Genomic DNA, 22,901 nt, shown 5'->3' with positions numbered 1-22,901 from the left:
CTCAACCCCCGCTGCCGTCGGCCGGGCCGATCAGCAGTTGATCGCCTTCGTCCAGGCCGTCGAGCACCTGGACGCGCAGGCGGTCGCTGATGCCCAGCTGCACGTGGCGTTCTTCGATACGGCCGTTTTTCAACACGACCCGCGCGATCTGTCGGTCGGCGCTGGAAGTGCCTTGCAACGCGGCAACGGGTGCGGTGAGGGCGTCCTTGACCTGGCTGGCGACGAAAAACACCTGGGTGGTCATCTCCGCCATCAGTGCGTTGTCGCTGTTGTCCACGTCCAGCAACACGGTGTACAGCACCACGCGGCCACTGCCGCTTTTATTGGAACTGTTGGGGCTGCCGCTGCCCTGGGTTTCGTTCAACGGCTTGGGCGGGATCGGCAGGATCTGCCGCACGGTGCTGGTCCAGCGTCGGTTGCCGCCGCTGAGGGTGGTGAAATACGCGGTCATGCCGGGTTTGACGTGACCGATATCGGCCTCGGAGACTTCTGCCCACACGGTCATCGGCGACAATTTGGCGATGCGCAGGATCAGCGGCGTCTGCTGCTGCGCATTGAGGGTCTGGCCGACCCGTGCGTCCACCGCCACGACGGTGCCGGCCATGGGCGCGTAGATGCGCGTGTAGCCCAGTTCCGCCTCGTCGCTGCGCAGGCTGGCCCGGGCCTGGCGGATCTGGGCCTGGTACATGTCGATCCGGGCCTGGGTGGCCTTGAGTTCCGCGCTGGCGGTTTGTACGTCTTCTTCACGGGTGGCGTTGCCAGCGGCCAAGCGTTGCTGGCGCTGGTATTTCTGGCGCGCCAGCTCGTGCTGGGCCCTCTGCTCCTGCAACTGGGCGTTGAGGTTTTCGATGGCGTAGCGGCTGGCATCGAGCTTGGCCTGTTGCGTGGACGGGTCGATCTCCACCAGCAGTTGGCCTTCCTGGACCTGGTCGCCGGCCTCGACGTGGATTTTGCGAATCTGCCCGGATGCCTGGGCGCCGACGTCCACGTAGCGGCGTGGTTGCAGGGTGCCCAGGGCGGTCACGCTGTTTTCGATGTTGCCGCGGCTGACGGTCACGGTGGTGAGCGCGTCACGCCCCGGCGGCAGCACCTGCCAGGCCGCGATGGCGATGATGGGGAGCAGGCACGCGATAGCCAGCAAGGCGCGTCGGGCAGGTCGAGGGCGTTTCATGCTTTGGTTCCAGCCAGGAAAGTTCGGACCGCGGTTGCGGGGAGCTGACAAGTAAACGAGGGAATTGCACGCAGATTTAGGCGGTTACACAAGCGGTTACAGCTCCCTCGAAGAAAATTATCGTCCATTGAGGCAAGTGTGCTTAAAAGTAGATGAGAATTACTATAAATTGCACGTAGCCAATCTGCCATTACTGAGTGGCTTGATTTCTTGTAGGAGCGAGCTTGCTCGCGAAGAGCACCCAGGCTATGCGTTCTTCCTGAATGTGCGCGTTATCGTTTACGACCTTCGCGAGCAAGCTCGCTCCTACAAACGCTGTCTTCTTTCGCACCCAAGGGCCTAATGCCGCCACCCGGCGGTCGGGAGTCATGTTGGAAAACTACTATCGCGAGCTGGTGTGTTTCCTCAACGCCAAGCTGGGCAACCGTCAGGTGGCCGAAGATGTGGTGCATGACGCTTATGTCCGGGTGCTGGAACGTTCCAGCCAGGTCCCCATCGAACAACCCCGCGCCTTTTTGTACCGCACCGCCCTCAATTTGGTGATCGACGGTCACCGCCGCAACGCCTTGCGTCAGGTCGAACCGCTGGATGTGCTTGACGCCGAAGAACGCTTCGCCACCAGCTCGCCGCACACCCAGCACGACCATGGCCAGCGCCTGGAACTGCTCGAACGTGCCTTGGCCGAGCTGTCGCCGGCCTGTCGCGACAGCTTTCTGCTGCGCAAGCTCGAGGGCCTGACTCACCTGCAGATCGCGCAGCGCCTGTGTATTTCCCGCGCGCTGGTGGAGAAACACATCGTCAACGCCATGAAGCACTGCCGGGTGCGGATGCGCGAGTGGGAAGCCTGCTGACCCGCTGTTAGTTAAATTTTATTTCACTGTCCTCGTTTCCTATCAACACATGACCTGTTGTGCAGGTCTTGAAGGTATTCCGCCCCACCGCCAAGGGGCTTATCCAGAGGACACTGGAATGACACAGGCAATTGCTTCGCCCGCGGTTCACGACCTGATCGGTATCGGTTTCGGCCCTTCGAACCTGGCGCTGGCCATCGCCCTGCAGGAGCGCGAAAAGGCCCAGGGCAAACTCGACGTGCTGTTTCTCGACAAACAGGCCGACTACCGCTGGCACGGCAATACCCTGGTGACCCAGAGCGAACTGCAGATTTCGTTCCTCAAGGACCTGGTGACCCTGCGCAACCCCACCAGCCCGTATTCCTTCGTCAATTACCTCAAGGCCCACGACCGCCTGGTGGACTTCATCAACCTGGGCACCTTCTACCCGTGCCGCATGGAGTACAACGACTACCTGCGCTGGGTGGCGGGGCAGTTCCAGGCCCAGGCGCGCTATGGCGAGGAAGTGCTGGCCATCGAGCCGATCCTGCATCAGCAGCAGGTTGAAGCGCTGCGCGTGATTTCCCGCGATGCGCTGGGCGAGCAGCATGTGCGTACCACCCGTTCGGTGGTGGTCAGCGCCGGCGGCACGCCACGCATTCCCGAGGCGTTCAAGGCGCTCAAGGGCGATAACCGCGTGTTCCACCATTCGCAATACCTGGAGCGCCTGGCCTCGCAGCCGTGCGTCGAGGGCAAGGCCATGCGTATCGCCATCATCGGTGGAGGCCAGAGCGCGGCCGAGGCGTTTATCGACCTCAACGACAGCTTCCCGTCGGTGCAGGTCGACATGATCCTGCGCGGGTCGGCGCTCAAGCCCGCCGATGACAGCCCGTTCGTCAACGAAGTGTTCTCGCCGGCCTTTACCGACCTGGTGTTCCAGCAGGAGGGCGCCGAGCGCGAGCGCCTGGTCGCCGAGTACCAGAACACCAACTATTCGGTGGTTGACCTGGATCTGATCGAGCGTATCTACGGCATCTTCTACCGTCAGAAAGTCTCCGGCATCGCCCGCCAGGCGTTCCGTACCATGACCGTGGTCGAAAAGGCCACCGCCGGCCCGCTGGGCATCGAACTGGCGCTGCGTAACAACGCCAGCGGTGAAACCAGCGTCAATCACTACGATGCGGTGATCCTGGCGACCGGCTACGAGCGCCAGACGCACCGCGCCTTGCTGGCGCCGCTGGAAGCCTACCTGGGCGACTTTGAAGTGGCGCGCGACTACCGCATCGTCACCGATGAGCGTTGCAACGCCGGCATCTATATCCAGGGTTTCAGCCAGGCCAGCCACGGCTTGAGCGATACCTTGCTGTCGGTGCTGCCGATCCGGGCGGATGAAATTGCGGCGTCGTTGTATGCACTGGACCGTGGGCGTGGCCAGGGCCGCTCGGTGCAGGACTTGTTGCTGGCTACCGCGAGCTGACCAGCTGCGCTTGTGAGCAGGAGGGTTGGCCGATACTGTACAAAAAACCAGTATCGGTAACCTTCCATGCAGTTGATCGAAAAACTCAGCATCCTCGCCGACGCCGCCAAGTACGACGCCTCGTGCGCCAGCAGCGGCGCGCCCAAGCGCAGCTCCGAGGGCAAGGCGGGGCTGGGTTCCACCGATGGCATGGGCATCTGCCACAGCTACACGCCGGACGGGCGCTGCGTGTCGTTGCTCAAGGTGCTGCTCACCAACTTCTGTCTCTACGACTGCCAATACTGCGTCAACCGCCGCTCCAGCGACGTGCCCCGCGCGCGTTTCAGCCCGGAGGAGGTGGTCACCCTGACCCTGGATTTCTACCGGCGCAATTGCGTCAGCGGGTTGTTTCTCAGCTCCGGCATCATCCGTTCGTCCGACTACACCATGGAGCAGTTGGTGCGGGTCGCCAAACTGTTGCGCGAAGAGCATGACTTTCGCGGTTATATCCACCTCAAGACCATTCCCGACGCGGACCCGGCGCTGATCGCCGAAGCCGGGCGTTATGCCGACCGCCTGAGCGTGAATATCGAACTGCCCACCGAGGCGAGCCTGCAGACCCTGGCGCCGGAAAAACAGATCGTCTCGATCAAGCAGGCCATGCAGACCATCTACACCGGCGAGCAGACGGTGCTCAACGAACCCCGTGCGCCGCGTTTCGCGCCGGCCGGGCAGAGCACGCAGATGATCGTCGGCGCCGACGACACCGACGACGCCACCATCCTCCATGGTGCCGAGGCGTTGTACGGCAACTTCAAGCTGCGCCGCGTGTATTACTCGGCCTTCAGTCCCATCCCCAACAGTCCGAAGAGCGTTCCCCTGGCGGCACCGCCTTTGATGCGCGAGCACCGCCTGTACCAGGCCGACTTCCTGTTGCGCAGCTATGGCTTCAGCGCCAACGAGCTGTTCAAGGGCCCCGGCCACCTGGCACTGGATATCGACCCCAAGCTGGCCTGGGCCCTGGAACACCGCGAGGTGTTCCCCCTGGACCTGAACCGCGCCGAGCCCACCTTGATCGCACGCATTCCGGGCATTGGCCTGCGCACCACCCAGCGCCTGGTGGACCTGCGCCGTGAACGCAAGATCCGCTTCGAAGACCTGGCACGCATGCGCTGCGTACTGGCCAAGGCCAAGCCGTTCTTCATCACCAGCGACTACCACCCGCAACAGGCCGAAAGCACCAGCGTATTGCTGCGCGAACAGTTGCGCGACCGCCCGGCGCCGCAGCAGATGGGATTGTGGGGATGATCAGCCTGGAATGCGGCAACCTGTTCAGCACCTGGCGCGAGCAGGCGCGCTGGTTGCTCAGCCATCAGGTCGACCCCAGCCAGGTGAGCTGGGGTGAAGCCGAAGTGGCCGATCTGTTTGCCACTGACCAGCCCATTCCCGAAGGGCTGGGGCCGTTCCAGACACGGGTGCCCAAGGCCTTGCTGGAACTGCTGGAATCGGCCGCCTGTTACCACGGCGATCAGCGCTGGAGCCTGTTGTATGAAGTGTTGTGGCGCGTCAGCCATGGCGATCGCACGGCGATGCTGGCGGGGGACAAGCTGGGCAGTGAGTTGCAGCGGCGGATCAAGCAGGTCAGCCGTGAAGCGCACCACCTGCATGCGTTTGTGCGCTTTATCGCCTTACCCGCGGATGCGGGCCCCGACTTGCCGGAATACGTGGCTTGGCACGAACCGGCGCACGACATCCTGAAATCCGCCAGCCAGCATTTTGTCGGGCGCATGGGGCGCCATCGCTGGATGATCGCCACGCCGCTGGACGGGGTGTATTACGACGGTGAGCAGCTTATCCACCAGCGCGAGTGCCCCGAGGCATGGCGGCAACTGGCGCAGAATGTCGAGGACCCGCACAGTGCGATGTGGCTGACCTACTACAGCCACATCTTCAACCCGGCGCGGTTGAACCCCAAGGTGATGGAGGGGCACTTGCCGAGCCGCTTCTGGAAGAACCTGCCGGAGGGCAAGTTGATCCCGGGCTTGATCAGTGAAGCGCGCACGGGGAAGCAGAAGGACGGCCAGGCAAAACTGATTGGCGCCCGGCCCGGAAAGAAAATCCCAAGCCCCTTGTAGTGAGCGGGCTTGTCCCGCGCTGGGTGGCGAAGCCGCCCCAACAAAGACACCTCCAGATTCCGGTTAAAACCGAATCGCCTGGTTTGGGGTCGCTTCGCCACCCAGCGCGGGACAAGCCCGCTCACTACACAAGTCAATCGAGACAAGTCAGCGCCGCCAACCGCCACCCAAGGCAGTCACCAGCCCCACGCTCGCCTGCAACTGCCGCGTCTGCACAGCCTGCAATGTCCGCTGTGCCTGCAATGCCGCTGTCTGCGCGGTCACCACATCCAGGTAACTCACTGCCCCGGCTTGATAGCTGTTCATCGCCAATGACTGCGTGTGCTGCGCGGCATCCGCCGCCGCCTGTTCATCCTGCGCTTGCTGCTGCAAGTCCCGCAGTTGCGCCAGGTTGTCTTCCACCTCCCGCACCGCTTTGAGTACCTGGCTACGGTAGTGCGCCGAGGCTTCTTCAAACTCGGCGTTGGCTTGGCGCTCATTGGCGCTCAGTCGGCCGCCATCAAAGATCGGCATGTTGACCAGCGGCCCCAGCGCCCAGTAGCGATTGCTCGCCGACAGCAGATTGCCGACGCCTTGCGTCTGCCCGCCGATCAGCCCGGTCAGGCTGAAATCCGGATACCACGCCGCCTTGGCCACGCCGATATTGGCATTGGCGGCAAACACCCGGCGTTCCGCCGCCGCGATGTCCGGGCGCCGTTGCAGCAGGTGGCTTGGCAATTGCGCAGGCATCTTCGGCAGTTTCATTAACCCTTGGCTCGGCGCCAATGTGAAATCACTGGCGGCCACACCCACCAATTCTCCGATGGCATGCTCGGTAAGGTTGCGTTGGCCGCGCACGTCATCCCATTGCGCCTTGGCTTGGGCCAACTGGTTTTGCGCACGAGTAAGGTCCAGCTCCGATGCAATCTGGCCTTCATAGCGGCTGCGGGTCAGTTGCAGCGCCTGGCTGAAATCCTGCAGCGAACTGTTGAGAATCCGCGCCTGTGCGTCCAGGCCATTGAGCTGCACGTACAAGGTTGCCAACTGATGCTGCAGGCTCAGGCGCGCAGCGGCCAAGTCGTCGCCAGACGCTTGCGCCTGGGCATTGCCGGCGGCCACCTGGTTGCGGACTTTGCCCCACAGGTCGAGGTCGTAGCTCAGCGAAAAACCGGCGGTGTCGCTCTTGTACACCGACGGTTGCGTACTCCCGCGCAGTGGCCGTGAGTCTGATTGGCGCTGGCGCAGGGGTTGCGCGCTGGCGGAGATCTGCGGGAACAACCCGGCCCGCAATTGGCTGGCGTACGCCTGGGACGCATCGAAGTGCGCCAGTGCCGCTGCCAGGTCCGGGTTGGCCTTGAGCAGTCGCTGTTGCAGGTCATCCAGGCGCGGGTCGTTGTAGAGTTTCCACCACTCGGGCGCCAGTAGGTCGCACGGTTGCGCGCTGTGCCAAGGGCCATCGCCGGTCTGTTCGCGATAGTGGGTGGGCAGGTCAATCGTCGGCGCCTTGTAAGCGGGCGCCAGTGAGCAGCCTTGCAACGCCAGCAGCATCAAGGCTGCGATGGGTTTAAGCCGCGGGCGCATGCGTGCCTCCCGAGGCGTTGGCCAGTTGCACTGGGTCACCTTCACGCAGGGCGTCGGGCGGGTTGTCGACCACGCGGTCGGTGGGTTTCAGGCCCTGGTCGACCACCAGGCGCTCGCCCAGGTCCAGGCCGATGTGGATGCCCTGCAGGTGCACATGGTTCTGCGCGTCCAGCAACGCCACTTGGGTGCCTTGGGCGCGGAAGATCAACGCGCTGGCCGGGATGCTCACCCCATGGGTGTCCGCTGGAATCGGCAAGGTGGCTTCGGCGTAATCGCCGGGCAGCAATTGGCCGTTGGGGTTGTCTGCCACGAACTGCGCGAGCAGCGTGCCGGAGCGCCGGTCGATGGCGGTAGAGTCGCCGATCAGGCGCGCCTTGAAGTGTTCGCCGGGATGTTCGGGCACGCTCAGCTCGGCTTCAAGGCCAGGCCGGATGACACCGGCGTAGTTCTGCGGCACCGGTACATACAGGCGCAATTGGTGGGTGTCGGCCAGGTCGAACAGCTCTGGATCGCTGTCGCTGTCGGCCTTGATCAACTGGCCGATATCGGTATTGCGCGCGGTGATGGTGCCGGCAAACGGCGCGCGCAGGGTCTTGTAGCTTTCCAGCGCGGTGAGCCTGGCGTAGTCGGCAGCGGCGGCTTCGGCATTGGCCTTGGCAGCGGCGGCATTGGAGGTTTTTTCGTCGGCCTCCTGACGCGACACCGAGTGGCTGGCCAGCAGGTGCTGCCAGCGCGTGGCGGTGGTTTCCGCCAGGCGTGCATTGGCTTGCTCCTGTTCCAGGCGGGCGTGGGTCTGGGCCAGTTGCTGGTCGAGGTCGGGGCTGTCGATCTCGGCGAGAATCTGTCCGGCCTTGACCTGGCTGCCGATGTCGGCCTTCCACTCCTTCAGATAGCCACTGACCCTGGCGTGGATCGGTGCCTTGCTCCACGCTTCCAGGTGCGCGGGCAAGCGCAGGGTATCGCCGGCAACGTTCTGTTGCGGTTCAAACACCATCACTTGCGCGACGGCGGCGGTTTCGGTCCAGGCGCTCACCGATCGTTCGTGCAGCGTGCGGGCGTGCAGGCCGTTGGCGACCAATAGGGCGGCCAGGGTCAGGCCACCCGCCCCCATGAGCATCAGACGCTTGCGCGAGGGTTTGTGATCAGGCGACATGAGGCGTTTCTCCAGCAGTTGCGCGAGTAGGGTGACGACCGTGGACCAGGCTGAAGACCACGGGAACAAACAACAACGTGGCGAGGGTGGCGAAGATCAAACCACCGATCACGGCTCGCCCGAGGGGGGCGTTCTGCTCCTCGGAAATCGCCAGGGGCAGCATGCCGATGATCATCGCCAGCGCGGTCATGCACACCGGGCGAAAGCGCGTGTAGCCGGCTTCGAGCGCAGCCTTCAACGCATCGCCATGGTCGGCCAGGCGTTCTCGGCAGAAACTCACCACCAGGATCGAGTTGGCGGTGGCCACGCCCATGCACAGGATGGCCCCGGTCAGCGCCGGTACCGACAACGAGGTACCGCTGAGGAACAGCATCCACACGATTCCCGCCAGCGCCGCCGGTAGCGCGGTGATGATCACAAACGGGTCGGCCCAGGATTGGAAATTGACCACGATCAGCAGATAGATGAGCACCACCGCGCCGAGCAGGCCCAGGCTCAAGCCACTGAACGCTTCATGCAACGCATCGATCTGCCCGTGCAGGCTGATCACCGCGCCTTTGGGGCGCAGCGACGCGCTGTCATCCAATACTTTTTGCACATCGCGCGCCACGCCGCCGAGGTCGCGGCCTTGTACGTTGGCGTACAGGTCCAGGGTCGGTTCGATGTTGTAGTGGGTCACCACCGCCGGGCTTTGCACGCGGGAAATGCTGGCCAGGCCGCCAAGGATCTGCGATTGGCCGTCGGCGCCGGTCACCGGCAGGGCTTCCAGCGAGGGCAAGCTGTCGAGGCGGTATTGCGGGGTGGCGGCGACGATGGAGTACGACACGCCGTTGGCCGGATTGAGCCAGAACGTCGGCGCGGTCTGCGAACTGCCAGCGAGTGAGGCAACCATGCTGTTGGTCACGTCGCGCTCGGTTATGCCCAGGCCATTGGCGCGCATGCGGTCGACGTTGACCTGTAACGAAGGGTAGCCGGTGGACTGCTGGAGACGCAGATCGGCGATGCCCGCTACGTGTCGCAAGCGGCGTTCGAGTTCCGCCGCATAGGCGCGGTTCTCTTCATCGCTGCGCCCGGAGATCTTCACGTCCAGCGGGGCAGGGGCGCCGAAGTTGAGGATCTGGCTGCTGATGTCAGCGGGCAGGAACGCAAAGTGGCTGCCGGGGAAGCTTTGCGGCAAGGCTTCGCGCAGTTTTTTCACATAGTCGGCGGTGGGCGCGTGGTGCTTTTTCAGGCTGACCTGAATATCGCCATCCTGCGGACCGATGGTGCCGCTGCTGCTGTAGGCCATGTCAATGCCGCTCAGCGGGATGCCGATATTGTCGACGATGGTGTCGAGCTCTTCGGCGGGAATCACTTCACGAATGCGCGCTTCGATGCGGTCGAAGGCGGCGGCGCTTTCCTCGATGCGCGTACCCAGCGGCAAGCGCACATGCAGGGCCAGGGCGCCGGCGTCGGTGGGCGGGAAAAAATCCTGCCCCAGGCTCGGCAGCAGCAGGAATGAGGCGAGTACGCAGGCAAGAAATCCCAGGATAAAGCGCTTGCGATTACCCAGCGCCAAGCTCAGCAGACCGTAATAGGTATCGCGGATAGCCGAGAAACGGCGTTCGAAACCCTGCTGGAAATTCAACAATGATTGCAGTGCGGCGTTGCGCGGTTTCCGGTGCTGTTCACCTTCGTGATGATTGATGAATTGATCTTCCGGGTGATGCCCGGCGCCTTGCTCCGGCGTATGCGGCTTGAGCAGGAACATCGCCAGGGTCGGCACCAGCGTGCGCGACAGGACAAACGAACTGGCCATGGCAAAGATCACCGCCAGGGCCATTGGCCGGAACAGGTAGCCGGCGATGCCTTGCAGCAGGAACATCGGCACGAACACGATGCAGATGCACAGCAACGAGACGAACGCCGGGCCGACAATTTGCGCGGCGCCGTCGAGGATCGCGGTCTTCACCGCCTTGCCTTGTTCCAAGTGCCAATTGATGTTCTCGATGGTCACCGTGGCATCGTCCACCAGGATCCCCACGGCCAAGGCCAGCCCGCCGAGAGTCATCACGTTGAGGGTTTGCCCGGACACCGCCAGCAACGCGATGGCCGCGAGTACGGCCAGGGGGATCGATGCGGCGATGATCAGGGTCGAGCGCCAACTGCCGAGGAACAGCAGGATCATCGCACTGGTCAGCAGCGCGGCAATAATGCCTTCCTGGGCCACACTGCCCACCGATTGCTTGACGAACACCGAGGCATCGCCCAGCAGCGAGGTCTTCAGCGAGGGTGGCAGGGTTTCGTTGATGCGCGGCAACATCCCGCGGATGCCGTCGATAATCGACAGGGTGCTGATGCTGCCGTTTTTCAACGCAGGCATCAGCACCGCGCGGTGGCCGTCGACGCGCACGATGTTGGTCTGCGGCGGCGAGCCGTCGCGCACGTGGGCGACTTGGCCGATGGTAATCAGCGCACCGTCGACGGTCTTGATCGGCAGGTCGTTGAGCTCATCGATCGCCTTGGGGCTGTTATTGAGCAGTATCGTGTATTCGTTGCGACCGAGTTTGGCGGTGCCCACCGGGATGATCTGGTTCTGCAGCGCCAGGGCGTTGCCCACATCCTGCGCCGACAGGCCTTTGGCGGCCAGTGCCTGCGGGTCGAGGTCGAGGGTGATCTGGCGTTGCTTGCCGCCCATGGGGGTCGGCATGGCCAGGCCGGGCAGGGCGCTCAACGGCAGGCGGATGTTGTTCTGCACCAGGTCGCGAATCCTGGCTTCCGACAGGCTCGGGCTGGAAAACGCCATTTGCAGGATCGGTACCGTGGAGGCGCTGTAGTTGAGGATCAGCGGCGGCGTGATGCCCGGCGGCATCTGCTTGAGCACGGTCTGTGACACCGCCGTGACTTGGGCGTTGGCGGTGCGGATATCCACGCCGGGCTGGAAGAAGATCTTGACAATGCCCATGCCGGGCAGCGATTGCGACTCGATGTGTTCGATGTCGTTGACGGTGGTGCTCAGGGAGCGTTCGTAGGTGTAGATCACCCGACCGGCCATGGCGTCCGGCGACAGGCCGTTGTATTGCCACACCACGGCGACCACGGGGATGCCGATATCCGGGAACACGTCAGTGGGGGTACGCAGGGCCGCCATCGGCCCGATGATGCAGATGAAGATGGCCAACACGATAAACGTGTACGGCTTGTGCAGTGCGGTCTTTACCAGCCCGAGCATGCGTGAACCTCCTTGGTGCAGGGTTGCAAACCCCGGCAGTCTTGCGCGACCCACCTAACACGCACCTTTCAGCCAGGTGAAGGAACATTTAGGCAGGGCCTGAAGATCGTTTCACAAGGATTCATTTGTGCTGCACCGGTTCGCTCACCAAGCTTGCAGCCCATCGCACACATCGTCTTTTTTGGAGCCCTGCCATGTCACTCAAACCCTTGTTGTTGATTCCCGCCCTCGGTGCTGCGCTGCTGTTATCGGCGTGCGCCGGCCCCATCCCCAAGGCGGACCCGAGCGAAGCGTGGATTGGTTTGAAGGAAGAAGCCCCGAACGATCTGATGGCTGAGCGGGTAGACGGAAAACGCGTCGATGACGGACGTTTTTTTGAAGTAACGCCGGGGGACCATCGCCTGGATGTGACGTTATTCGAGGAGGAACCCGGTGACGACAACCAACAGGACTGCCAGGGCCGGGTCGAGTACAAGCATTTCAAGGCGGGCGAGCATTACACCTTGGTGGAGTCCAGTCTGGGTACCACCGTGCGCGCGTCCCTGGAGGATGGCCACGGCAAGGAAGTCGCGGCCACCCAGGACTTCAATTGCATGCCTGGCTAGGCGTGATGCACCGCCGCCTTGTGGGGCTTGGCGGGCGAAGCGGGTTTGACGTGGGGGTGGTGGTGCCGGCGGGTAATACGCAGCACCCCCCACAACATGGCGCCGGCAACCGACAGCCAACCGCAGACCAACAGGAAAATCGTTGTTGCAAGGCTCATCCGGGCCTCCTTTCGCCCCGCAGGGGGCACACACAGTCTTCTCAATGGACAGTCTAGCCAGCCGGCGGTTGCCTGCTATTGACCAATGGTCGTGTCGGTCCAACTTCTTTGCTCTATCCGCGCCCTTTAGTAAGCCTGCAGGCTATACCCGCATGTCGGGGCGCCCTATGATCAAGGCCTTTACCGGCAGTTGATCAAGAGAGTAGAAAATTGCGGTTACGGTCGAACCTTAAAACATCCGTATTGCTGGCCTGTGCCTTGGGGCTCGCAGCCTGTTCCGCCACCCCATCAAGGCTGGCGGGCTTGCCCGAGCGTGTCGAACTCAATGGCGTGCCGACCTTTCGCGGCGAGGCTTACCAGGGCGGTCCCGCGTCTTTAGCCAGCATGCTGTCGCAACAAGGCATTGTCATGACACCGGGGCTGCTGGATAAACCGCTGCATTTGCCGGGCGCCGAGGCTGACCTTGAGCGCAACATGCAAGTGCTGGCGCGCGAGTACGGGCTGATGGTGTATCCGCTGGATGCCAAGCTGACTGCGGTGCTGGCGCAAGTGGCGGCGGGTTACCCGGTGATGGCGCGGATCGGCGGCGGGATGTGGTCTGACGCGCGCTACGTGGTCGTGCTGGGGTTCAATCAGCAGAAAAGCACCGTGTTGCTGCGCTCGGGCATGGACCGCCGCCTGCAGATGAGTTTCAGCGACTTTGAGTCGAAATGGAAAAGCGCCGGGAGTTGGGGGATCCTCACCCAGCGCCCAAGCCAGTTACCGGCCAATGTGGATGCGCAACGCTGGCGCGATTCGGCCAATGCCACTGCCCAGGCGGGGCAGGAGCGCGCGGCGGCGCAGGCACTCAAGGTGTTGGAAGAGCGCAAGTAAATGCTGAAACAGCGCTGATCCAATGTGGGAGCCGGGCTTGCCCGCGATGCAGGCACCGAGGTGTTTCAGTGATATCGCGATGATGCTATCGCAGGCAAGCCAGCTCCCACACAAGCTCGCTCCCACATAATATTGTGTGTTTAGCGACGAACTTCTGCAGCGTTCGCGCGGTTCTTCAGGTTTTTGTCGGCCTTGTAGCGCAACGCCACGTCCGGCACCGAGCCGCTTTTGCCGGTTTCGACCCAATTGCGGATACGGCTGGCATCGGCAAAGTGGGTGAATTTGCCGAAGGCATCGAGGATCACCAACGACACCGGGCGGTTACCCATGCTGGTCACCAGCACGAGGCAGTGGCCGGCCTGGTTGGTGAAACCGGTCTTGGTCAGCTTGATGTCCCAGTTGGCGCGGTTGATCAGGTGATCGGTGTTGGAGAAGCCCAGGGTGTAGTTGGGCTTGCGGAACGACACGGTCTTCTCCTTCGTGGTGCTCAGTTGGCTGAGCAGCGGATAGTGGCGCGCGGCGGCCAGCAGTTTGCTCAGGTCGCGGGCGGTGGACACGTTGTGGATCGACAGGCCGGTGGGCTCGACGTAGTGGGTGCTGGTCATGCCCAGCGCCTTGGCCTTGGCGTTCATTGCCGCGATAAAGGCCGCGTAGCCACCTGGGTAGTGATGCGCCAGGCTTGCGGCGGCGCGGTTCTCCGAAGACATCAGGGCGATCAGCAGCATTTCCTTGCGCGGCATCTGGCTGCCGATCTTCACGCGCGAGAACACACCCTTCATCTCCGGCGTGTCGCTGATGTTGATGTCGATGTATTCGTCCATATTCTGCTTGGCCTCGAGCACGATGAGGCCGGTCATCAATTTGCTCACCGAAGCGATGGGCACCACCACGTCAGGGTTGCTGGAATAGATGACTTTGTTGGTCTGCAGGTCCACCAGCATGGCGCTGCCGGAAGCGATCTGCAGTTTGGAGGTGTCACGCGGGGCCTGGATGGTTTCGGCGGCGTGCGCGAAGGTGCCTGTGAGAGCAAAAAACAGGCTGACAATAGAAAGACGAATTTTCACGCGGATGAACTCGCTAAAAAGTAATGAGTGCCGTTGGGAAACGGTTTTTTGATAAATGCCGTTACATTTTAGGAGTATGGATCAGAAACTGTCGAATGTTCTTCTGGAACCCGATGAAAGTGACTAAAAACTAAGAAAAAAGGTTTTATTGTCGACAATAAAAAGCCCTGCGATAAGGCAGGGCTTTTTCAGTACGCCTGGTTATTAACCGTGCAGGGTCTCTGCGGCGTATAAGGTGTTTTCCAGCAGGCAGGCGCGGGTCATCGGGCCGACGCCGCCTGGCACGGGGGTGATCCAACCGGCGCGGGGCAGGGCGGTGTCGTACACCACGTCGCCCACCAGTTTGCCGTCGTCCTGGCGGTTGATCCCAACGTCGATGACGATGGCGCCTTCCTTGATCCACTCACCCTTGACCAGCCCCGGCTTGCCGGCGGCGACCACCACCAGGTCAGCGCGGCCAACGTGCCCGGCAAGGTCCTTGGTGAAGCGGTGGGTGACGGTCACGGTGCAGCCGGCCAGCAGCAGTTCCATCGCCATCGGGCGGCCGACGATATTGGATGCGCCGACCACCACCGCATCGAGGCCATACAAATCGACGCCGGTGCTTTCCAGTAGGGTCATGATGCCTTTCGGGGTGCACGGGCGCAGCAACGGGATACGCTGGGCCAGGCGGCCGACGTTATAAGGGTGGAAACCGTCGACATCCTTGTCGGGACGGATGCGCTCCAGCAGTTTGGAGGCGTCCAGGTGCTCGGGCAGTGGCAGTTGCAGCAGAATGCCGTCCATCGCCGGGTCGTCATTGAGGCTGTCGATCAGGTCGGTAAGCGCCTGCTGGGTAGTCTCGGCAGGCAAGTCGTAGGCCTTGGAAATAAAGCCGACCTCTTCACAGTCTTTACGCTTGTGCGAGACATAAACCTGAGAGGCAGGATCGCTGCCGACCAGGATCACCGCGAGGCCAGGCGTGCGCAGGCCTTGCCGGCTGCGCTCGGTGACTCGTTTGGCGATCTGCTGGCGCAGGCTGGCGGCGATTGATTTGCCGTCGATAAGTTGTGCAGTCATTACGCGTGATTAACCATCGAGAGGGGGAAGAAAAGTGCGCGCATTCTCGCATGCCAGGACGTGAGGGCAAAGGCGCTTGGTCCGCAAATTGCCCTAAGCCCTTAAATAAAATCAGTTTTTTTTAAAAAAGATTTGACGGGTTTCGAGGGCGTCTATACTATTCGTCGCACTTGTCGGGCACAGCCTAGCACTGGTTGAGAAGGTCAAGCAGAATAGAATGTTGTTCTGCAAGGCTGGAAGCACTTAGTTTGTAATCCTCCAAGAGTACAGATTAATAAGGCGCCCGTAGCTCAGCTGGATAGAGCATCCGCCTTCTAAGCGGATGGTCGCAGGTTCGAGTCCTGCCGGGTGCGCCATTAGGCAGCTTTGGCACAAGTAGCGTTAGATGGTGGGCGTAGCTCAGTTGGTAGAGCACGGGATTGTGACTCCCGTTGTCGAGGGTTCGATCCCCTTCGTCCACCCCATATTTGAAAGGCGCCAGATTAACCGTCTGGCGCCTTTGCTTTAAGAGCTTCAAGCGCGGATGTGGTGGAATTGGTAGACACACTGGATTTAGGTTCCAGCGCCGCGAGGCGTAAGAGTTCGAGTCTCTTCATCCGCACCAAATAAAGCTTGGCCCCGTCGAAAGGCAGGGCCGGGCTCGACAAAGAAGTGGTTTGGTTTCTTTGTTAACGCAATATGGTGGGCGTAGCTCAGTTGGTAGAGCACGGGATTGTGACTCCCGTTGTCGAGGGTTCGATCCCCTTCGTCCACCCCATATTCGAAAGGCGCCAGATTTAACAGTCTGGCGCCTTTTTTGGTTTCAGCGGTTCGAATATCCAGCGGCTGCAGTGATTGGGCCGCAACGGCAGGGCGCTTCGTCGTATTTATGTGTCTCGATGATGCCGCGTTGCCTGCCGGCCCTGTTCGGGGGCTGGCTGCCAGGGTGCTGGATGACGACTTCTTCCATATTAGGGAGGGGCGGCGCAGAGCCCTGGCGTACTTGGCAGTATTTGTCACCGGGGCGAGGTGCATCCGTGCCTTCGTACCGATAAATTGCCGGCGGTTTCCGGGCGTATTTTCAGTAGGGTGACTTCTTGAGTTTGACCCACTAGAATGCATGCCCTTGATTGGGGTCGGAAATGGCCGGCTAACGTCTGTGCAACGAGGAATATCCATGCAAGTTTCTGTTGAAAATACTACTGCTCTCGAGCGCCGCCTGAGCATCACCGTGCCGGCTGAGCGTATCGAGACTGCGGTCAACAAGCGTCTGCAGCAGACTGCCCAGAAGGCCAAGATCGCTGGTTTCCGTCCAGGCAAAGTGCCGATGAGCGAAATCAAGCGTCGTTTTGGTGCCGATGCGCGCCAGGAAGCTGTCGGCGACGTGATCCAGGCTTCTTTCTACGAAGCAGTGGTTGAGCAAAAGCTGAACCCGGCTGGTTCGCCGTCGATCGAGCCCAAGTCCCTGGAAGCGGGCAAGGACCTGGAATACGTTGCAACCTTCGAAGTGTTCCCCGAGTTTGAAGTGGCCGGTTTTGAAGGCATCGAAATCGAGCGCCTGAGCGCCGAAGTCGCTGATTCGGACCTGGACAATATGCTGGAAATCCTGCGCAAGCAGAACACCCGTTTCGAAGTGGCCGAGCGTGCCGCCCAGAACGAAGACCAGCTGAACATCGATTTCGTGGGCAAGGTTGACGGCGAAGTATTCGCTGGCGGCTCCGCCAAGGGCACTCAACTGGTGCTGGGTTCCAACCGCATGATCCCAGGCTTCGAAGACGGCCTGGTTGGCGCCAAGGCCGGTGAAGAGCGCGTTCTGAACCTGGAATTCCCGGCTGACTACCAGAACCTGGACCTGGCCGGCAAAGCCGCCGAGTTCACCGTGACCGTCAACAGTGTTTCCGAGCCTAAGCTGCCTGAGCTGAACGAAGAATTCTTCGCTCAATTCGGTATCAAGGAAACCGGGATCGAAGGCTTCCGCACCGAAGTTCGCAAGAACATGGAGCGCGAGCTGCGCCAGGCCATCAAGTCCAAGGTCAAGAACCAGGTCATGGACGGTCTGCTGGCCGCCAACCCGATCGAAGTGCCGAAGGCCCTGCTGTCCAACGAAGTGGATCGCCTGCGCGTCCAAGCGGTCCAGCAGTTTGGTGGCAACATCAAGCCTGACCAGCTGCCGGCCGAGCTGTTCGAAGAGCAAGCCAAGCGCCGCGTCGTGCTGGGCCTGATCGTGGCTGAAGTGGTCAAGCAGTTCGACCTCAAGCCTGACGAAGACCGCGTTCGCGAAATGATCCAGGAAATGGCTTCGGCCTACCAGGAGCCTGAGCAGGTCGTGTCCTGGTACTACAAGAACGACCAGCAGCTGAACGAAGTACGTTCGGTTGTGCTGGAAGAACAAGTTGTGGATACTGTTCTGCAGAAGGCTAAGGTGACCGATAAAGCGGTCTCTTACGAAGAAGCAGTCAAGCCGGCGGAAGCAGCACAAGCCGACTGATTGTCCAACTCGTTGGAAATTCAACCATAAGCCAGCCTCGCGCTGGCTTATGCGTTTTCAAGACATGACTATTTGGGAGTAACTGCAGAGCATGTTCCGTAATTCCTATATTCAGCAGAACTCTGATATCCAGGCCGCTGGCGGCCTGGTCCCGATGGTTGTCGAGCAGTCCGCTCGTGGCGAACGCGCCTACGACATCTACTCCCGCCTGCTCAAGGAGCGAGTGATCTTTCTGGTGGGCCCGGTAGAGGACTACATGGCCAACCTGATCTGTGCGCAGCTGCTGTTCCTTGAAGCGGAAAACCCGGACAAGGACATCCATCTCTACATCAACTCCCCAGGCGGTTCGGTAACGGCGGGTATGTCGATCTACGACACCATGCAGTTCATCAAGCCCAATGTTTCGACGACCTGCATTGGCCAGGCGTGCAGCATGGGCGCGTTCCTGCTGACCGCAGGTGCCGAAGGCAAGCGTTACTGCCTGCCGAACTCGCGCGTGATGATTCACCAGCCACTGGGCGGTTTCCAGGGCCAGGCGTCGGATATCGAAATCCACGCCAAGGAAATCCTGTTTATTCGCGAGCGTCTCAACACGCTGATGGCCAAGCACAGCGGGCACACCCTGGAAGAAATCGAGCGCGATACCAACCGCGACAACTTCATGAGCGCCGAAGCCGCACGTGAATACGGGTTGATCGACGCAGTAATCAGCCAGCGCCCCGCTTAATATAAGCTGCTCAAAATAGGGCTGGTCGGCATGTCCGACCACTGGCGGGCTTGAAAAAGCCCGCATAAGCCTTCATCTTGTGTTGCAAGCCTATCGGATTTGGATCGAACGAATGACTGACACCCGCAACGGCGAGGACAACGGCAAGCTGCTTTATTGCTCCTTCTGTGGCAAAAGCCAGCATGAAGTACGCAAGTTGATTGCCGGCCCCTCGGTCTTTATCTGCGACGAGTGCGTCGACCTGTGCAATGACATCATCCGTGAGGAGGTGCAGGAAGCCCAGGCCGAAAGCAGCGCGCATAAATTGCCTTCGCCTAAAGAAATCAGCGGCATCCTTGACCAGTACGTGATTGGTCAAGAGCGTGCAAAGAAGGTTCTGGCCGTAGCGGTGTACAACCACTACAAGCGTTTGAACCAGCGTGACAAGAAAGGCGACGAAGTCGAACTCGGCAAGAGCAACATCTTGCTGATCGGTCCTACAGGCTCGGGTAAAACCCTGCTTGCAGAAACCCTCGCTCGCCTGCTGAACGTTCCCTTCACCATCGCCGACGCCACCACCCTCACCGAGGCTGGCTACGTGGGCGAGGATGTCGAGAACATCATTCAGAAACTGCTGCAAAAGTGCGACTACGACGTAGAGAAGGCCCAGATGGGTATTGTCTACATCGATGAAATCGACAAGATCTCGCGCAAGTCGGACAACCCGTCGATCACCCGGGACGTTTCCGGTGAAGGCGTGCAGCAAGCCCTGTTGAAGCTGATCGAAGGCACGGTGGCTTCCGTACCGCCACAAGGCGGCCGTAAGCACCCGCAGCAGGAATTCCTGCAGGTCGATACGCGCAACATCCTGTTTATCTGTGGTGGCGCCTTCTCCGGTCTGGAGAAAGTTATCCAGCAGCGCTCGACGCGCGGCGGCATTGGTTTCAGTGCGGAAGTGCGCAGCAAGGAAGAAGGCAAGAAGGTGGGCGAGTCCCTGCGTGAAGTCGAGCCTGACGATCTGGTCAAGTTCGGTCTGATCCCGGAATTCGTCGGTCGTCTGCCGGTCCTGGCCACGTTGGACGAGTTGGATGAGGCGGCTTTGATCCAGATCCTCACCGAGCCGAAAAACGCCCTGACCAAGCAATACGCCAAGCTGTTCGAGATGGAAGGCGTGGACCTCGAGTTCCGTACCGACGCACTCAAGTCAGTGGCCAAGCGGGCACTGGAGCGCAAGACCGGTGCACGTGGCCTGCGTTCGATCCTTGAAGGCGTGTTGCTCGACACCATGTACGAAATCCCCTCGCAGTCCGAGGTGAGTAAAGTGGTGATCGACGAAAGCGTCATAGAAGGTAAGTCCAAGCCACTGTATATCTACGAAAACAGTGAGCCGGCTGCCAAGGCTGCGCCAGACGCGTAAGCGTTTCGCAGGTTCGGTATAAACAAGGGGCCTTCAGGGCCCCTTTGTTTTTTCGGCGTTTTTTACGCCCGAGTGTTTACTGCGTTTAACTGCTGGCAATAAGCTTGTTTTTTTCGCAAGCAGCCCCCATCTTGGTTTCATGTTTATTTTTCAACTGTCATAGAGGCGAAATCATGAAGACAACCATTGAATTGCCTCTCCTGCCGTTGCGTGATGTCGTCGTCTATCCGCACATGGTTATCCCGCTGTTCGTGGGGCGCGAGAAGTCTATCGAAGCCCTCGAGGCCGCGATGACGGGCGACAAGCAAATCCTGCTGTTGGCCCAGAGAAATCCTGCTGACGATGATCCAGGCGAAGATGCCCTGTATCGCGTCGGTACCGTTGCCACCGTGCTGCAACTGCTCAAGCTGCCTGATGGCACCGTCAAGGTGCTGGTGGAAGGCGAGCAACGCGGTGCGGTCGAGCGCTTCATGGAGGTGGATGGCCACCTGCGCGCCGAAGTGGCGCTGATCGACGAAGTCGAAGCCCCTGAGCGCGAGTCCGAAGTCTTTGTACGCAGCCTGCTCTCGCAGTTCGAGCAGTATGTGCAGTTGGGCAAGAAGGTCCCGGCTGAAGTCCTGTCTTCCCTCAACAGCATTGATGAGCCTGGTCGCCTGGTTGATACCATGGCGGCGCACATGGCGCTGAAAATCGAGCAGAAGCAAGACATCCTCGAAATCATCGACCTGTCGGCCCGTGTTGAACATGTGCTGGCGCTGCTGGATGCGGAAATTGACCTGTTGCAGGTCGAAAAGCGCATCCGTGGCCGGGTGAAGAAACAAATGGAGCGCAGCCAGCGCGAGTACTACCTGAACGAGCAGATGAAGGCCATTCAGAAGGAACTCGGCGACAGCGAGGAAGGCCACAACGAGATCGAAGAGCTGAAAAAGCGCATCGATGCTGCCGGCCTGCCCAAAGACGCCCTGGCCAAAGCCACCGCCGAGCTGAACAAGCTCAAGCAAATGTCGCCGATGTCGGCCGAAGCCACCGTGGTGCGCTCCTACATCGACTGGCTGGTGCAGGTGCCGTGGAAGGCTCAGACCAAAGTGCGCCTGGACCTGGCCCGTGCCGAAGAAATCCTCGATGCCGACCATTATGGTCTTGAAGAGGTCAAGGAACGCATCCTCGAATACCTCGCCGTGCAAAAGCGCGTGAAGAAGATTCGCGGTCCGGTGTTGTGCCTGGTCGGTCCGCCTGGCGTTGGTAAAACCTCCCTGGCCGAGTCGATTGCCAGTGCAACCAACCGCAAGTTTGTGCGCATGGCCCTGGGTGGCGTGCGTGACGAGGCGGAAATTCGTGGTCATCGCCGGACGTACATCGGTTCGATGCCAGGAAGATTGATTCAAAAGATGACCAAAGTCGGCGTGCGCAACCCGCTGTTCCTGCTCGATGAAATCGACAAAATGGGCAGCGACATGCGGGGCGATCCGGCATCGGCCTTGCTCGAAGTGCTCGATCCGGAGCAGAACCACAATTTCAACGACCATTACCTGGAAGTCGACTACGACCTGTCCGATGTAATGTTCCTGTGCACCTCCAACTCCATGAACATCCCGCCTGCGTTGCTGGACCGGATGGAAGTGATTCGTCTGCCGGGTTACACCGAAGACGAGAAGATCAATATCGCCGTCAAATACCTCGCGCCCAAGCAGATTTCGGCCAACGGTCTGAAGAAGGGCGAGATCGAAATTGACGTCGAAGCGATCCGCGACATCGTCCGTTACTACACCCGCGAGGCCGGTGTTCGGGGCCTGGAGCGCCAGATCGCGAAGATCTGCCGCAAAGCGGTCAAGGAGCATTCACTGGAAAAACGCTTCTCGGTGAAGGTGGTTGCCGACTCCCTTGAGCACTTCCTGGGCGTGAAGAAATTCCGCTACGGGCTGGCCGAACAGCAGGATCAGGTCGGGCAGGTGACAGGGCTGGCGTGGACTCAGGTGGGTGGCGAATTGCTGACCATCGAAGCCGCAGTCATCCCAGGCAAAGGCCAACTGATCAAGACCGGTTCGTTGGGTGACGTGATGGTCGAATCCATCACCGCCGCGCAGACCGTGGTGCGCAGCCGCGCCCGGAGCCTGGGGATTCCCCTGGACTTCCACGAGAAGCACGACACCCACATCCATATGCCGGAAGGCGCGACGCCCAAAGACGGCCCCAGCGCCGGCGTGGGCATGTGCACGGCCCTGGTGTCGGCATTGACCGGCATTCCGGTGCGCGCCGATGTCGCAATGACCGGGGAAATTACCCTGCGTGGTCAGGTATTGGCGATCGGTGGCCTGAAAGAGAAATTGCTCGCCGCACACCGTGGCGGTATCAAGACGGTGATCATTCCGGAAGAGAATGTTCGCGACTTGAAGGAAATTCCTGACAATATCAAGCAGGATCTTCAGATTAAACCGGTTAAATGGATTGACGAGGTCCTGCAAATTGCGCTGCAATACGCGCCGGAGCCCTTGCCGGATGTGGCTCCGGAGATTGTCGCGAAAGATGAAAAACGCGAGTCTGATTCCAAGGAAAGAATTAGCACGCATTAATGCGAATAAGCCTGGGGGCTTCCTTGACAGCTTTTTAGAGCCCTTGTTATAAAGCGGCTCTTAAGTGTCTGTAGGCCATTCAGCACTGGTTTTTGCTTTTACCAAAAAACTTAGAATTATACTCAATAGATATATAAGGGGACTTAGAGTGAACAAGTCGGAACTGATTGATGCTATCGCTGCATCCGCTGATATCCCGAAAGCTGCTGCCGGCCGTGCGCTGGATGCAGTAATCGAATCCGTCACTGGCGCTCTGAAGGCCGGCGACTCCGTGGTACTGGTAGGCTTCGGTACGTTCTCTGTGACTGATCGCCCAGCTCGCACTGGCCGTAACCCACAGACTGGCAAAGCATTGCAAATCGCTGCTGCCAAGAAACCAGGTTTCAAAGCCGGCAAAGCCCTGAAAGAAGCCGTTAACTAAGCTCCGATCAAGCCTTTACCTACCCGGGTCGAACGCAGGTTCGGC

18 protein-coding genes and 4 tRNA genes are annotated in these 22,901 nt (G+C 60.6%); 15 read left to right on the top strand and 7 right to left on the bottom strand.

Going from position 1 to position 22,901, the window contains the following annotated elements:
* Window position 1: 1 nt before the first annotated feature.
* Window positions 2-1,171 carry an efflux RND transporter periplasmic adaptor subunit gene (locus tag H0Z09_RS22335; RefSeq protein WP_186693541.1) on the bottom strand — a complete coding sequence of 390 codons (1,170 nt, stop codon included), beginning with the start codon at window positions 1,169-1,171 and terminating at the stop codon, window positions 2-4.
* A 368-nt stretch (window positions 1,172-1,539) separates the two neighbouring features.
* On the opposite strand from H0Z09_RS22335, the gene H0Z09_RS22330 reads away from it, so the two are divergent.
* The 4 genes from H0Z09_RS22330 to H0Z09_RS22315 all read left to right on the top strand — a co-directional run bounded on the left by H0Z09_RS22330 (window position 1,540) and on the right by H0Z09_RS22315 (window position 5,592).
* Window positions 1,540-2,022, top strand: a complete 483-nt coding sequence (locus H0Z09_RS22330; RefSeq protein ID WP_186693539.1) for a sigma-70 family RNA polymerase sigma factor — start codon at window positions 1,540-1,542, stop codon at window positions 2,020-2,022.
* 118 nt (window positions 2,023-2,140) lie between these two features.
* A complete protein-coding gene (locus H0Z09_RS22325; protein WP_169377888.1) occupies window positions 2,141-3,478 on the top strand; it encodes a SidA/IucD/PvdA family monooxygenase in 1,338 nt (445 codons plus the stop codon).
* A 66-nt stretch (window positions 3,479-3,544) separates the two neighbouring features.
* Complete coding sequence (locus H0Z09_RS22320) at window positions 3,545-4,765, top strand: putative DNA modification/repair radical SAM protein (protein ID WP_186693537.1); 1,221 nt, start codon at window positions 3,545-3,547, stop codon at window positions 4,763-4,765.
* A complete protein-coding gene (locus H0Z09_RS22315) occupies window positions 4,762-5,592 on the top strand; it encodes a TIGR03915 family putative DNA repair protein (RefSeq protein WP_186693535.1) in 831 nt (276 codons plus the stop codon). The genes H0Z09_RS22320 and H0Z09_RS22315 overlap by 4 nt, the downstream gene beginning before the upstream one ends.
* A 147-nt stretch (window positions 5,593-5,739) precedes the next feature.
* Here the strand turns inward: H0Z09_RS22315 and H0Z09_RS22310 are convergent, their stop codons facing one another.
* From H0Z09_RS22310 to H0Z09_RS22300, 3 genes are read right to left on the bottom strand one after another with little or no spacing between them, the layout of a single operon-like run.
* Window positions 5,740-7,152 carry an efflux transporter outer membrane subunit gene (locus tag H0Z09_RS22310; protein ID WP_186693533.1) on the bottom strand — a complete coding sequence of 471 codons (1,413 nt, stop codon included), beginning with the start codon at window positions 7,150-7,152 and terminating at the stop codon, window positions 5,740-5,742.
* Window positions 7,136-8,305 (bottom strand): efflux RND transporter periplasmic adaptor subunit, encoded by a 1,170-nt coding sequence (locus H0Z09_RS22305; RefSeq protein ID WP_186693531.1) that lies wholly within the window; start codon window positions 8,303-8,305, stop codon window positions 7,136-7,138. Before H0Z09_RS22305 ends, H0Z09_RS22310 begins: the two co-directional genes overlap by 17 nt.
* Entirely contained in the window at window positions 8,295-11,516 is a 3,222-nt protein-coding gene (locus tag H0Z09_RS22300) for an efflux RND transporter permease subunit (protein ID WP_186693529.1), read from the bottom strand. Before H0Z09_RS22300 ends, H0Z09_RS22305 begins: the two co-directional genes overlap by 11 nt.
* A gap of 194 nt (window positions 11,517-11,710) precedes the next feature.
* On the opposite strand from H0Z09_RS22300, the gene H0Z09_RS22295 reads away from it, so the two are divergent.
* Window positions 11,711-12,121 carry a hypothetical protein gene (locus H0Z09_RS22295; RefSeq protein WP_076950899.1) on the top strand — a complete coding sequence of 137 codons (411 nt, stop codon included), beginning with the start codon at window positions 11,711-11,713 and terminating at the stop codon, window positions 12,119-12,121.
* Here the strand turns inward: H0Z09_RS22295 and H0Z09_RS22290 are convergent.
* Window positions 12,118-12,279, bottom strand: a complete 162-nt coding sequence (locus tag H0Z09_RS22290; RefSeq protein ID WP_169377894.1) for a hypothetical protein — start codon at window positions 12,277-12,279, stop codon at window positions 12,118-12,120. The two genes, H0Z09_RS22295 and H0Z09_RS22290, sit on opposite strands and share 4 nt — an antisense overlap.
* 210 nt (window positions 12,280-12,489) lie before the next feature.
* Here H0Z09_RS22290 and H0Z09_RS22285 point away from each other — a divergent pair, with 210 nt between their 5' ends.
* The gene (locus tag H0Z09_RS22285) at window positions 12,490-13,152 is read left to right on the top strand and encodes a peptidase C39 family protein (protein WP_186693527.1); all 663 of its coding nucleotides are present in this window, start codon (window positions 12,490-12,492) and stop codon (window positions 13,150-13,152) included.
* Between the two features lie 140 nt (window positions 13,153-13,292).
* On the opposite strand, the gene pbpG is transcribed toward H0Z09_RS22285, so the two are convergent.
* Together pbpG and folD are read right to left on the bottom strand one after the other, a co-directional pair.
* A complete protein-coding gene (gene pbpG, locus H0Z09_RS22280) occupies window positions 13,293-14,216 on the bottom strand; it encodes a D-alanyl-D-alanine endopeptidase (protein WP_186693525.1) in 924 nt (307 codons plus the stop codon).
* Between the two features lie 204 nt (window positions 14,217-14,420).
* The gene (folD, locus tag H0Z09_RS22275) at window positions 14,421-15,275 is read right to left on the bottom strand and encodes a bifunctional methylenetetrahydrofolate dehydrogenase/methenyltetrahydrofolate cyclohydrolase FolD (protein ID WP_186693523.1); all 855 of its coding nucleotides are present in this window, start codon (window positions 15,273-15,275) and stop codon (window positions 14,421-14,423) included.
* Window positions 15,276-15,554: 279 nt separating this feature from the next.
* Between folD and H0Z09_RS22270 the strand changes: the two genes are divergently transcribed.
* The 9 genes from H0Z09_RS22270 to H0Z09_RS22230 all read left to right on the top strand — a co-directional run bounded on the left by H0Z09_RS22270 (window position 15,555) and on the right by H0Z09_RS22230 (window position 22,856).
* Window positions 15,555-15,631, top strand: a tRNA-Arg gene (locus H0Z09_RS22270).
* 32 nt (window positions 15,632-15,663) lie between these two features.
* A tRNA-His gene (locus tag H0Z09_RS22265) sits at window positions 15,664-15,739 on the top strand.
* A 55-nt stretch (window positions 15,740-15,794) separates the two neighbouring features.
* Window positions 15,795-15,879: transfer RNA gene (locus H0Z09_RS22260), tRNA-Leu, on the top strand.
* Window positions 15,880-15,956: 77 nt separating this feature from the next.
* Window positions 15,957-16,032 (top strand) — tRNA-His (locus H0Z09_RS22255).
* Between the two features lie 399 nt (window positions 16,033-16,431).
* Window positions 16,432-17,742 carry a trigger factor gene (tig, locus tag H0Z09_RS22250; protein WP_186693521.1) on the top strand — a complete coding sequence of 437 codons (1,311 nt, stop codon included), beginning with the start codon at window positions 16,432-16,434 and terminating at the stop codon, window positions 17,740-17,742.
* A gap of 91 nt (window positions 17,743-17,833) precedes the next feature.
* Window positions 17,834-18,469 (top strand): ATP-dependent Clp endopeptidase proteolytic subunit ClpP, encoded by a 636-nt coding sequence (gene clpP / locus H0Z09_RS22245; protein ID WP_076950893.1) that lies wholly within the window; start codon window positions 17,834-17,836, stop codon window positions 18,467-18,469.
* Between the two features lie 112 nt (window positions 18,470-18,581).
* The gene (gene clpX, locus H0Z09_RS22240) at window positions 18,582-19,865 is read left to right on the top strand and encodes an ATP-dependent Clp protease ATP-binding subunit ClpX (protein ID WP_010209414.1); all 1,284 of its coding nucleotides are present in this window, start codon (window positions 18,582-18,584) and stop codon (window positions 19,863-19,865) included.
* 173 nt (window positions 19,866-20,038) lie between these two features.
* Window positions 20,039-22,435 (top strand): endopeptidase La, encoded by a 2,397-nt coding sequence (gene lon, locus H0Z09_RS22235; RefSeq protein ID WP_186693519.1) that lies wholly within the window; start codon window positions 20,039-20,041, stop codon window positions 22,433-22,435.
* A gap of 148 nt (window positions 22,436-22,583) precedes the next feature.
* The gene (locus H0Z09_RS22230; RefSeq protein WP_003174819.1) at window positions 22,584-22,856 is read left to right on the top strand and encodes an HU family DNA-binding protein; all 273 of its coding nucleotides are present in this window, start codon (window positions 22,584-22,586) and stop codon (window positions 22,854-22,856) included.
* The last annotated feature ends 45 nt before the right edge of the window (window positions 22,857-22,901 follow it).

It is taken from the genome of Pseudomonas sp. SWRI18 (assembly GCF_014268345.1).
Taxonomy (GTDB): domain Bacteria; phylum Pseudomonadota; class Gammaproteobacteria; order Pseudomonadales; family Pseudomonadaceae; genus Aquipseudomonas; species Aquipseudomonas cedrina.
Note: the sequence above shows the minus strand (reverse complement) of the source record. Positions and strands in the feature narration are given on the sequence as shown.